Origin of the sequence: Klebsiella sp. RHBSTW-00484 (genome assembly GCF_013705725.1) — a bacterium.
In the GTDB taxonomy this organism is placed as follows: Bacteria; Pseudomonadota; Gammaproteobacteria; order Enterobacterales; family Enterobacteriaceae; genus Klebsiella.
Genome location: NZ_CP055481.1, coordinates 5,570,729 through 5,583,007, shown reverse-complemented (window position 1 = coordinate 5,583,007; position 12,279 = coordinate 5,570,729). Strand labels below are relative to the sequence as shown.

Genomic DNA, 12,279 nt, shown 5'->3' with positions numbered 1-12,279 from the left:
TGAGAGGTAAGTTTTTTAGCTCAATATTGCAACTGCTTAATATCCCAGCGCACGCGGCAAGGCCATGCTAATCTGTGGAATATAGGTCACCAGGGCTAACACCAGAACCATCACGGCATAAAATGGTAGCATTGGCTTGATAATTTTATTAATAGGCAGTTTAGATACGCTACATCCGACGAATAACACGCTGCCTACGGGTGGTGTGCAAATACCAATACACATATTCAGTACCATGACGATACCAAAGTGAATCGGATCCATTCCCAACTCGCCGACAACCGGTAAGAATATAGGCGTGAAGATCAGTACCGCTGGCGTCATATCCATAAAAGTACCGATGATCAATAAAATGACATTAATAATAAGCAAGATAACAATCGGGTTGTCTGATATGGAGTTCAGCAGATCCAGAATCAGAAATGGGACGTCCGCATTTGACATGGCCCATGACATTCCCATTGAGGAGCCGATCAATAACAAAACTATTGATGTCGTAATGACAGATTCAATGAATATTTTTGGTAAATCTTTTACCGATATTTCACGGTAAAGGACCAATGCCAGAAACAGGGTGTAAATGACCGCAATCGCTGAGGCTTCTGTCGGCGTGAATATTCCGCTCAGCACGCCTCCCATAATCAACACGATGAGAAAAATACTCGGCACGGCCATCCATACTGCGAGAGCCGCCTGGCGTAATGTAGGGCGGTCTGGTCGTGCATAACCACGACGGGAAGCCAGTATACCGGCCACAACCATCAGAGACAGGCCTAGCAGAATTCCCGGTACGTAACCGGCCAGAAATAGTGCGGCAATAGAGGTCCCGCCGCTCACCAGAGAATAGACAATTAAGGTATTACTCGGTGGGATCAGCAAACCTGTTGGCGCAGATGCGACGTTCACTGCCGTGCTGAAGGCGGGGTCATATCCCTCTTTGACCTGCTGCGGATGCATGACGCCGCCCATCGCAGCGGCAGAGGCCACGGCAGAACCAGAAATAGCGCCAAAGAGCATATTTGCCAGAATATTGCAGTGCGCAAGTGAACCGGGAAGCCTGCCTCCAAGAATACGCGCAAAATTAATCAGCCGTCGGGCAATGCCGCCATGATTCATAATATTGCCGGAGAGAATAAAAAACGGTATCGCCAGCAGGGTAAAGCTATCCAGCCCGGAAGCTAATTTTTGCGATACAACGCTTAAGGCGGAAACAAAACTAAGCTGTGTTGTCACCGAAGCGAGTGTAGATAATCCGATAGCGTAAACAATAGGTACTCCCAGCGCCAGCATAAAAAAGAATGCGCCAAATAACACAACAATAGGTAGCCAGTAGTCCATGATTTCTCCTGGTATCATTTTATTAATAGTGCCAGTAATTTATACCGGTGTTTTGAGTTCTTCAGTCACCAGCGCAATGGTGTAAATGATAATCAACAAGCCGCTAATGGGAATACAGAGATAGATATATCCCATTTGCCAGCCAAGCGCAGGTGATGTCTGCCCGGATTCAAAGGTATCTAATGCCAGAGTACCGCCACCATAGACCATAATGACCAGAGAAAAGATAATGACGATGGCCTGGATTATCAGAAATAAAATTTGCTTTGGTTTTCCCGTAAGTGACATGGGTAACAAATCAATCGCCAGATGACGATTTTGTCCGGCCGTATATGCACCCCCTAACAAACCCAGACAGATAAAGAGTAAGCGGCTGAGTTCATCGGTGATAATACTGGGGCTCTTAAATATAAATCTTGCCATCACCTGCCATGTAACACATAAAACAATAACAAATAATATTGTAATATTAATGGTTGAGAGAATAGCATTGATGGGTTTAATGATTTTACGCATAACAACTCCCTTCTTATACTTTTTCTGTTTCGGGCTATCGTTCCCATAATCCGAACTGATAACCCGAAGGTCAGTGGATATATACCCGTCATACTTCAAGTTGCTTATGTGTTGGCTACGCTCGTTCACCCCAGTCACATAGTTATCTATGCTCCTGGGGACTCACTTCCTTGCCGCCTTTAAGCAACTCGAATTATTTAGGGTATAAGCCATACTATTGTGAGTTTTCTTCACTCTGGACTGGCTGATAGATATGACCAGACAGAAATTCAGGCCAATTTTTTTCGAACCATACACCCTCTGTTTTCGGGGATTGTCGTATCGGCTGGCGAAAAACAACAAACTGCGGCGAGAGATAATGAATATTCCATTTCTCGCTTTTATCTTCCAGCCGTTCCGGTCGAAAACGCCATGCTTCACACTGCCCATGACGAGTCTGAGGCACGCAGTTGGCAGATTCATCAAGCACGATCCGCGCACCTCGGCTACCGCCGCCAGCGGCAACGTACTGGTCCAACTGCGTCAAGACCGCCGCCGACGTCACCGTTAGCTGCCGCCACATAAACAGTTCTGCAATTTCAGCCGGGTGGTTGATGGTCAGCCCATGCTGCTGGACAAACTCCAGCAGGAGCTGAGCATCACGGCTGGCGTGGCCAATATCTTCGGCACGGCAAAGGAAACCGGCTGAGTCGGACATCCGTGCCTGAATTTGCTTTTTGACCATCAGCAGCGACATCCCGGATGGGTTCGCCAGCGCCTGGCTGATGACCTCTCTGACCGTCGCTATCGCCGTTGCAGCCAGCGTGTGCAGATCGTCCGGATGGTCATGCCTGCCCGCTTGCGCAATATAACGTGCCAGCCGCACGGCAAAGACCTGTCCGGCGTTGAGCGCCGCGCCGCCGGGGCGAGTGATGCCGTGGGTTCCGGCGACTTCGCCTACCGCAAAGCAGCCGGGCAGGGAGGTTTGACCCCAGATATCGACCTCAATACCACCATTCATATGCTGGTTGTTCATGGCGAACTGCAATGGCTCTTGCGCCAGGTCGTGACCGTGCATTTTATACAGGGCGATCGATAGCGGGTTCATTTGTCGCAAGCGTTCAATCGGCAGCGCCGCCAGCGCGTCGTTGTTCTCCAGATAAGCTCGCACGTCGTCGTCAAGCCGCTCCAGCGAGAAGGGGTGATCGCCCGGCACCGCTTCAGGATTGCGGTTAAAGTCCATATAGACTTTGCGGCCTAACTGCTGCTCATGCGCCACCGCCATATCTAACAGGCTGGAGCCAAAGTCCATCACCCTGGTCGCATGGAACGGCCATTGATACCCTTTACGGAAGATATTGGACGCCAGCTCCTGGGTGGTGCGGTAGTAGTCGGCGAGGAAATTATGCTCGTTACCGTCGCTATCAACCGAATAGATATAGGGGATCACCTGCACGTAGGTGCCGGATAAATTCCACGGAAAGAGGCTGCGCGGCGTACCGATACCAAACTGGCTTTCCGTCAGGTTGGTCAGCGTCATTCCCTCCTCCAGCGCCAGCCCCAGTGAACCGAAGCACTTATGGGGGTAGACGCTGTCGCGATACAACTCTCCAGGGCCGCCAGTGGCCAACACTACGTTAGGTGCGACAACCAGCGCCAGTCCCCACGGGTTATGGGCGCGGGAGCCGGTTGCCATAATCGCCCCGACAACGCGTTCGCTACCTGAGTCATCGCGCTGGCGTAGCAGCTTGATAATCGTCGCACTGCTCAGCAGCGGGATATTGAGCCGCTGCACTTCTTCCAGCAGAACCTTCACCATCAGGCGCGAAGTTCGCGGGCCGCAGGAGGTGGCGCGTCCGGCTTCGTCGTGGTCGGTTTGATAGCGCAGGATCGCGCCATAACGGTCTTCCGGCAGCTCCAGCCCGAGAAATTGCAGCCCGCCCAGCGTGTGCAGCGAACCTACTGCTTCGACATAAGCGGTGTCGTGGTCCATGGCGCCGCCGCTGGCTAGCGCGTCGGCCAGTTTGAGAAAGCTATCGCCGTTGCCCGCCGTGGCGGCGGTGAACAACGTCTGCTTATCCGAACCGGAACAGGCGGAGGTCCCCATATATAACCCGGCGGTTGCCAAAAGCACGTTTTGCTGGCGGCGTTTCAGCTCAACGGCAGCGCGTAGTCCCGCAGCGCCGCTACCGACCACCAGTGCATCGGCTTTCCATACCGGGTAGTTGACGTTATCAAGTGTCAGTACGGAATTCGGCTCTGCCTGAGTGAATCCCTTAGGAAAAGAGACATGCGTCAAGGCGTCAAGGATGGCGTCATTAATCTGGCTCATGCTTCCTCCATCGCGCTAAACAGCGCGCTGTCCATCAGGCGCGGCTGGTTAATCACCGAGCGGAAAGCCATATACGGCAGAATGTCGCGCTCAATATCGACGCCAGGGGCGACCTCGATTAACTCAACGCCCGCCTCCGTTAACTGAAACACCGCGCGTTCGGTGATATACAGCACTTCCTGTCCGCTCTGGCGGGCGTAGCTGGCGCTGAAGGTAATCTTTTCCACCGCGGTAACCAGCTTCGGGATCTGCCCTGGTTGCTCGATTTGCAGGCCGTCTGGCGTGACGTTCACTTTGCTGCCTTTGGCGTCAAAGGTGCCGCAGAACACCACCTTACGGGCGTTCTGCGCGATTTCCAGAAAGCCGCCAGGGCCAATCAGATTGCCGTTGAGATGCGACACGTTGACGTTGCCCTGCTGGTCCATCTCGCCCATGCCGAGGAAAGTGATATCGATCCCGCCGCCGCTGTAAAACTCAAACTGGTCCAGCGAAGGAATAATGGCGTCGGCGTTGCGCGCGCAGCCAAAAAACGCATCATCCAGCATCATGCCGTTATGCACGCCTTGCTCCACGCTGAGCCACAAGCTCTGATAAGGCACGCCTTCGCGCAGCGCGATGCCGGGAATACCGCCGGGAATACCGAAGCCAAAGTTGGTGGATGCACCAGCCACCAGTTCGCGGGCGGCGCGGCGGGCAATCAGGCGACGAACCGGATGACTGACCAGCTCTATCGCATCGCTGGAGCAGAGGCGGCGGTGCTGGCCGCTGATCGTCAGATCGTAGCCGCCGAGGTAGGTTTGCGGCTGCTCGCGATACTCCACGATGCTATCGACCAGAATCCCCGGCAGGGTGACGTTGCGCGGCGCAATCGCCCCCGACTCCAGCACATCGCGAACCTGAACGAAGACCTTGCCGCCGCTGTTGTGCGCCGCCAGCGCCATCGAGTAGCTATCCATATTGATCGCTTCTTCTTCGAGGCTGACGTTACCGCGCGGGTCGGCGTAGGTGCCGCGCACTATGGCGTAATCCACCTTAAACGGGCGATAGCGCAGTTTGGTTTCGCCATCGATCTCAATTAGCTCGACCAGATCGTCAGTGGTACAGGCGTTAGATTTTCCACCGCCATGGCGCGGGTCGACAAACGATCCCAACCCAACGTGAGTGATAAGCCCTGGTCGCCCGGCACCGATTTCACGCAGCAGCGCCTGAATCACACCGCCGGGAAAGCAGTACGCTTCAATCTCTTCATTCTTCACCAGCGCCTGCATTTTGGGTGACCAGGTGAAATGCCCGGCAACGATCCTCTTGAGCATTTCGGCATGGGCGAAGCGGTTGGTACCTTTGCTGTCGCGGTCGCCAATACCCAGCGAATGGATAAGCGTCAGGTCGCGCGGGTGCCCGGTTTCCAGAAAGCGTTTTTCAATTGCCGCCAGTAAATAGTCGGCCTCGACCATGCCGCCGCCGTTGCCGCTAATGGCAATGGTTGCGCCATCTTTAATCTGCGCGGCGACAGCGTCGGCGGTTGTGATTTTATTCATCATCCTTTCCTTATTGATTCTGGAAACTCACCTGGCTTTTATTGGCAAAAGCCTGCGTCGCCTGCTGGCAGTCCTGGGTGGCGGACATTAATCCAGCCAGCAGTTGGTGCGAGTAGTCGGCATGTTTATTTTCCAGCGCCAGAATGAGCTGCTTAATATGTGCCAGGGCGACCGGGCCGCATTTCTCTACCGCGCTAAGCTGATTCACAAGCCAGCTTTCCGCTGCCTCTCTTTCCACGACCTCATTAATCAGGCCTGCGGATTGTGCTTCTTGCGCACTGAGACGCTGGCCCAGCATTAGCATCTGGCGACCAATAACCGGGCCGACCTGATTTAACACCCGCTCGATGCCCAGCCAGCCGGGGACCATGCCGAGCATCACTTCCGGGGTGGAGAATTTTGCCGTCGGGCGGGCGATGCGAATATCGCAGCTCAGCGCTAGCTCGATACCGCCGCCGATGGTGTGACCGTTAATATTCGCCACGGTAAGCTGCGGTAAATTGCGCAGGCGGGAAAAAACCTCGTTGCCGCGCTTAATCCATTTTCGGCCCATATCCAGCGGTGAATAAGCGGACCAGGATTTAATATCGCCGCCCGCACAGAAAAATTTATCGCCGGTAGCGGTTAACTCCACCAGGCGCAGCGAGGTGTCATTTTCAATTTCGTTTAAATAGCGATCGAGTAATTCGATCATCTCTTCATTAATAGCGTGACATTTATCTTCACGGTTCAGCGTCAGGCGACAGGAAGCCGCCGCTCTGTTAAACAGAACGGGTTGTTCATTCATGATAAATCCTTAGCAATAATGTGCGATGCGGTCGACGCTAATATCCAGCGTGCTGTTGATATCCTTTTGCCACCAGTTGTGCGGCGAGAAAATCTCTAATTCCACCGCGCCGTTAAAACCAGCGTTTTCCACCAGCCGACGAATCGAGGGGATATTAATCACGCCATCGCCCGGCATACCCCGGTCATTGACTAAATCGGTGGTTGGCACCAGCCAGTCCGAAACGTGAAAGGCCAGAATGCGTTTTCCCGCTCGCAGGATCTGATTCGCCAGATCCGGATCCCACCAGACGTGGTAAACATCCACCGCCACGCCCAGCCCGTATTCGCCGTCGGGATCGAGTTCATCGCACCAGTCCAGCGCCTGGCGCAGGGTGCACAGGCAGGAGCGGTCGGCGGCGGTCATCGGGTGCAGCGGCTCCAGGGCGATAGGCACGCCGACTTCCCTTGAATGCGGCAATAGCTGGCGAATGCCGTACTTCACCTGCTCCCGCGCCTCGTATAAATCTTTGCTCCCCTGCGGCAGCCCGCCCACCACCTGCATATAGCAGGCGGCATTCAGGGTTGCGGCATCGTCCAGAGCACGACGGTTATCGTCGATGGCAAGCTTACGTTCCGACAGCGTCGGTGCGGTGTAGTACGTGCTGCGACAATATCCGGAGACCGCCATATTGTTCGCTGCTAGCTGACGGGCGATGGCGGCAATATTTTCGCCCGCAAGCTCTCTTCGCCACGGCGCAATCGCGCCAATCCCGCGCTCGGCGCAGGCATCAATGATGGCGGGCAGCGGAGTTTTGTAGCCGAGCGTCGCGGTATTGATGCTAAACAGGTCGGGGCGTTGCAACAAATCTCTCATTCTTCGACCTCAGAAGCGCGGCATGCTCAGGCCGCCATCAATCGCAACGGCCTGCCCACAGGTGTAGATCAGCTTGCCTTCCGCCATGGCGCGGACGGTTGAGGCGATATCTGCCGGAAAACCCCAGCGGCCCCACGGCACCAGCCCTTTGGCGATCAGATCGTCATAGTAGGCGGTGGCGGGAACGGTCATTTCGGTTTTAATCAGCCCTGGACGCACTTCGTAAACGCCAATTTGCTCGTCGCACAGACGGGCGGCGAACAGGCGGGCGGCAGCGGAGACGGCGGTTTTGGCCATCGTGTATTCGCCGCGATTCATGGCCAGCATGATGGCGTTAATCGAGCTGACAAAAATAATCGAGCGATGCGGGAGTTCGTTTTCCGGCTTCGGCTGCGCCAGCAGGCGTTTGCTGAACGACTGAGCAAGGAAGAAGGGGGCGCGGGTGTTGACGGCAATGTTTTCGTCAAAGCTGTCCGGCTGCATGTCGAGAATATCACCGCGTTTTTTGACTGAGATCCCGGCATTGTTCAGCAGGCAATCCAGCCGACCCCACCGATTTTGCGCGGCGTCGAGCATCTCTTCGTGCAGCGACAGGTCGGCAATATCCGCCGGGAAGCAGATAACGTCCGCGCCTTCGGCAATGCATTCCTGCTGGGTGGCTTTCAGCTTTTCAACGCTTTCAGCATCCGGGCGATCGTTGATTAAAAGATTGAATCCGGCACGAGCCAGCTCAAGCGCGCAGCCTTTGCCAATACCGCGAGCGGCCCCGGTGATGATGGCGACGGATTTATTCGATGTCATTTGTAACCTCACAATGAAGAGGGTTTGTCCCTGGTGGTATCAAAATGCCTCCGGAACATTAAAAGATCAACCATCTAGTTGGTTGGTTTGTGAGTTCGATCACTGGGTTCTTAATAAGATACTGAATTGTATTGTTTTTATGCTTTTTACTGGAGCTGGTGCAAAATAACGTTATGATAAGTACCGCGTGGGGCGAATGGGGAACCGGAATGTATCTTGATACCAGCAATGCACAAAGCCTGAAAGAAAAACTGCTTTTAAGCGCAGTCAATGAATTTGCCGAATATGGTTATGAAGGCGCCAGGGTTGATAATATTGTTAAAGCGGCAGAGTGCAGTAAACAAACCGTTTACCACCACTTCGGTAATAAAGAAAACTTATTTATCGAAGTGCTGGAATATATCTGGAACGATATTCGCCAGAAAGAGAAAAATCTCGATGTATCAGGGCTTTCCCCTAATAAAGCCATAGAGAAGATTATCGATTTTACCTGGGATTATTACATCGACAATCCCTGGTTTCTCAAAATTGTTCATAGTGAAAACCAGAGCAAAGGGGTTCATTATGCAAAATCAACGCGTCTGCCGGAAATTAACCACTCGCACCTGCAACTAATGGCTTCGCTGCTTGACGAAGGGAAGCGGCAAAATATCTTCAAAGCCGATATCGACCCGCTGCAGGTCAATATTAGTATTGCCGCCCTTGGGGGGTATTACTTAATTAACCAGCATACTTTAGGGCTGGTTTACCACATCAGTATGGTCTCGCCGCAGGCTCTGGAAGTCAGGCGTCGAGTCATCAAAGAAACCATTCTGAGCTGGCTTCTCGTGACGCCTGGTTCTCTTAGCGGGCGCGAATAAAGCTACCGTTCGACTGGCGGGTAAACAGCACCTGCTGGCCGCCGCCGGTATCGATAGTCAGCCCGGTCACCACGCCGCTGGCGTTCTGGCGTATCTGCACCGTCTGCCCGGTTTGCAGCGTACTGAGCGGTTTACCCGGACCTTCCACCTGCGCCATGGCGTAAACATCGGTTGGCGGCAGGTTGTGGTCGCGGAATAGCTGCGCGAGAGTTTTACCTGATTCAATGCGATAGGTCCGCCACTGCTGCTCTATACCGGGAGTCGACTGCGGCTCCTGGTACGGCTGAGACGCGGTCTGCTGCGGTGCCTGGTCCGGTTGTTCATCCTGAATGGGCTCCGGGGCGACCGGTGCCATCTGATCGGCATCGTTGACCGGCGGCGTGTTGGTGATAGGCGGCAGCGGGACGGCCTGATTGCCTGAAGATTGCGGCTGCGACTGAGATTGCAGGTCAAGATTCGCCTCGCGGCTGGCCAGCGTTGAACTGCTGTTATCCTCAGACGGGAGCAGAATACCGATAATCACCAGCAGGGCACCGGCAATAATGCCCCGGCGATGCATGGGCGGTAACGGATCCATGATGCGAATATGATCCGGGGCGTGCCAGATCTTCGCCAGGGTAGATGTCAGTTCAAAGCGCCCGGGCATGGCTTTCCTCCTGCTCCGCATATTTTTATCCTGCTCTCTAGAGTATAGATGGCTAACTTCCTGAAGGACGAGACAAAGATATGTTTCGTGAGGTTAACCTTACTTCTCTATTGTTTCTGTTTCCCTTAGATTTGTCATCATCCAGGCGACAAAGTTTTACCCGTCATGCTGTGGCTGATATGCTGCCCACCTATTTTTCTCTACTCGTCGTCTTCTCGCAATTCGAGATCCATAGAGTATGAGATTCCCCCTAAAAAAAGGAACAAAGATGGCAACCCCGACTTTTGACACGACTGAAGCACAGGCAAGTTACGGTATCGGCTTGCAGGTTGGACAACAGCTGAGCGAATCTGGCCTGCAGGGGCTGCTACCGGAAGCGCTGGTCGCCGGTATCGCTGATGCATTGGAAGGTAAACAGCCGCAGGTGCCGGTGGAAGCCGTTCATCGTGCGCTGCGTGAAATCCACGAACGTGCAGAGGCCGTGCGTCGCGAGCGTTTCCAGGAAATGGCCGCAGATGGCGAGAAATACCTAGATGAAAACCGCGAACGCGAAGGCGTGAACAGCACTGAATCTGGCCTGCAGTTCCGCGTGCTGACCCAGGGTGAAGGCCCGATCCCGGCTCGTACTGACCACGTTCGCGTTCACTACACCGGTAAGCTGATTGACGGCACCGTCTTCGATAGCTCCGTTGCGCGCGGTGAACCGGCTGAGTTCCCGGTAACTGGCGTTATCGGCGGCTGGATTGAAGCGCTAACCCTGATGCCGGTCGGTTCCAAATGGGAACTGACCATTCCGCACAACCTGGCGTACGGTGATCGCGGTGCGGGAGCATCCATTCCTCCGTTCAGCACCCTGATTTTTGAAGTTGAACTGCTGGATATTATCTAAACAGCAGGGGCTTCCTCTCCCGTCCGGGGGAGGGGCCGCTTTAAATAGTGTAAAACCCTTAAGTTAGGAATTTATTAGAGCTTTGTATTGCATATCTGCTTTATGGGTGTATTTTTGTGAGCTCTTTCGCGCAACTGGAGTGATATAACACTCACTTTAAACATAAAATTAACATTATCTCTAAATCATAGTATTCATCCCTCCGATTCTTACCTAATATCGATAAACCCTCGTTCCAGGGTTAAGACGAATTAAGGGCCAATAGAGCCCGAACAACACAGACAGGTACAACAGGAAAAATCACATGGTAGATCAGGTCAAAGTCGCTGCCGACGAGCAGGCTCCGACTGAACAATCGCTGCGGCGAAATCTCACAAACCGGCATATTCAGCTTATTGCTATCGGTGGTGCGATAGGCACCGGGCTGTTTATGGGCTCCGGCAAAACCATTAGCCTCGCCGGGCCGTCAATTATTTTTGTTTATATGATAATCGGCTTCATGCTGTTTTTCGTCATGCGCGCCATGGGTGAATTACTGCTGTCGAACCTCGAATATAAATCGTTTAGCGATTTTGCCGCCGACCTGCTGGGGCCGTGGGCAGGATATTTCACCGGTTGGACCTACTGGTTTTGTTGGGTAGTCACCGGCATGGCGGACGTGGTGGCGATCACCGCCTACGCTCAGTTCTGGTTCCCGGGGCTTTCCGATTGGGTCGCCTCGCTGGCGGTTATTCTGCTGCTGCTGAGCCTTAACCTTGCCACCGTGAAGATGTTCGGTGAGATGGAATTCTGGTTCGCGATGATCAAAATCGTCGCCATTGTGGCGCTGATCGTGGTTGGCCTGGTGATGGTGCTGATGCACTTCCAGTCACCGACCGGCGTCGAAGCCTCTTTCGCTCATCTGTGGAATGACGGCGGCTGGTTCCCGAAAGGTATTAGCGGATTCTTTGCTGGCTTCCAGATAGCGGTCTTTGCTTTTGTAGGTATTGAGCTGGTGGGCACCACCGCGGCGGAAACCAAAGATCCGGAGAAATCCCTGCCGCGCGCAATTAATTCCATCCCGCTGCGTATCATTATGTTCTACGTTTTCGCGCTGATTGTGATTATGTCGGTGACGCCGTGGAGCTCAGTGGTACCGTCGAAGAGCCCGTTCGTTGAACTGTTTGTGCTGGTCGGTCTGCCAGCGGCAGCCAGCCTGATTAACTTCGTGGTGCTGACCTCGGCGGCCTCTTCCGCCAACAGCGGCGTGTTCTCGACCAGCCGTATGCTGTTTGGTCTGGCGCAGGATGGGCAGGCACCGAAAATGTTCGCCAAGCTTTCAAAGCGCGCCGTCCCGGCGAAAGGCCTGACCTTCTCCTGCATGTGCCTGCTTGGCGGCGTGGTGATGCTGATGGTCAACCCGAGCGTGATTGCTGCTTTCACCATGATCACCACGGTTTCCGCGATTCTGTTTATGTTCGTCTGGACGATTATCCTGTGCTCGTATCTGGTGTATCGCAAAAAGCGTCCGCAACTGCATGAGCAATCTAAATATAAGATGCCGCTGGGCAAGCTGATGTGCTGGGTATGCATGGCGTTCTTCGTCTTTGTGCTGGTGCTGCTGACGCTGGAAGCCGACACGCGCGAAGCGCTGATCGTGACCCCGCTGTGGTTTGTGCTGCTGGGCGCAGGCTGGCTGTTTGCTGGTAAGAAACGTCTGGCGAAATAAAAAAGGCCACCCGGAGTGGCCAATAAGACT

10 protein-coding genes and 1 pseudogene are annotated in these 12,279 nt (G+C 53.9%); 3 read left to right on the top strand and 8 right to left on the bottom strand.

The features are described 5' to 3' along the window. Positions 1-36: 36 nt before the first annotated feature. The 7 genes and pseudogenes from HV213_RS26215 to HV213_RS26185 all read right to left on the bottom strand — a co-directional run bounded on the left by HV213_RS26215 (position 37) and on the right by HV213_RS26185 (position 8,146). On the bottom strand, positions 37-1,338 hold the full coding sequence (locus tag HV213_RS26215) for a TRAP transporter large permease (protein ID WP_181483905.1): 1,302 nt from the start codon (positions 1,336-1,338) through the stop codon (positions 37-39). 39 nt (positions 1,339-1,377) lie between these two features. Next, complete coding sequence (locus tag HV213_RS26210) at positions 1,378-1,854, bottom strand: TRAP transporter small permease (RefSeq protein ID WP_181483904.1); 477 nt, start codon at positions 1,852-1,854, stop codon at positions 1,378-1,380. Positions 1,855-2,223: 369 nt separating this feature from the next. Beyond that, a pseudogene (locus HV213_RS26205) lies at positions 2,224-4,165 on the bottom strand (FAD-binding protein); the annotation flags it as partial. Beyond that, on the bottom strand, positions 4,162-5,703 hold the full coding sequence (locus tag HV213_RS26200; RefSeq protein WP_181486508.1) for an acyl CoA:acetate/3-ketoacid CoA transferase: 1,542 nt from the start codon (positions 5,701-5,703) through the stop codon (positions 4,162-4,164). The pseudogene HV213_RS26205 and the gene HV213_RS26200, both read right to left, overlap by 4 nt. A gap of 10 nt (positions 5,704-5,713) precedes the next feature. After that, a complete protein-coding gene (locus HV213_RS26195) occupies positions 5,714-6,490 on the bottom strand; it encodes an enoyl-CoA hydratase/isomerase family protein (RefSeq protein ID WP_181483902.1) in 777 nt (258 codons plus the stop codon). Between the two features lie 9 nt (positions 6,491-6,499). Continuing rightward, positions 6,500-7,345: a sugar phosphate isomerase/epimerase family protein gene (locus HV213_RS26190; protein WP_181483901.1), complete on the bottom strand. Its 846-nt coding sequence runs from the start codon at positions 7,343-7,345 to the stop codon at positions 6,500-6,502. Positions 7,346-7,354: 9 nt separating this feature from the next. Further along, positions 7,355-8,146, bottom strand: coding sequence for a 3-ketoacyl-ACP reductase (locus HV213_RS26185; RefSeq protein ID WP_181483900.1), 792 nt, complete (start codon positions 8,144-8,146; stop codon positions 7,355-7,357). 209 nt (positions 8,147-8,355) lie between these two features. Between HV213_RS26185 and HV213_RS26180 the strand changes: the two genes are divergently transcribed. Next, a complete protein-coding gene (locus tag HV213_RS26180) occupies positions 8,356-9,006 on the top strand; it encodes a TetR/AcrR family transcriptional regulator (protein ID WP_181486507.1) in 651 nt (216 codons plus the stop codon). Here the strand turns inward: HV213_RS26180 and HV213_RS26175 are convergent. Beyond that, positions 8,990-9,652, bottom strand: coding sequence for an OapA family protein (locus HV213_RS26175; RefSeq protein WP_181483899.1), 663 nt, complete (start codon positions 9,650-9,652; stop codon positions 8,990-8,992). The genes HV213_RS26180 and HV213_RS26175 overlap by 17 nt on opposite strands. Before the next feature lie 268 nt (positions 9,653-9,920). On the opposite strand from HV213_RS26175, the gene fklB reads away from it, so the two are divergent. Both fklB and cycA read left to right on the top strand, forming a co-directional pair. Further along, a complete protein-coding gene (gene fklB / locus HV213_RS26170) occupies positions 9,921-10,541 on the top strand; it encodes an FKBP-type peptidyl-prolyl cis-trans isomerase (protein ID WP_181483898.1) in 621 nt (206 codons plus the stop codon). A 304-nt stretch (positions 10,542-10,845) separates the two neighbouring features. After that, the gene (gene cycA, locus HV213_RS26165; RefSeq protein ID WP_110274439.1) at positions 10,846-12,249 is read left to right on the top strand and encodes a D-serine/D-alanine/glycine transporter; all 1,404 of its coding nucleotides are present in this window, start codon (positions 10,846-10,848) and stop codon (positions 12,247-12,249) included. The last annotated feature ends 30 nt before the right edge of the window (positions 12,250-12,279 follow it).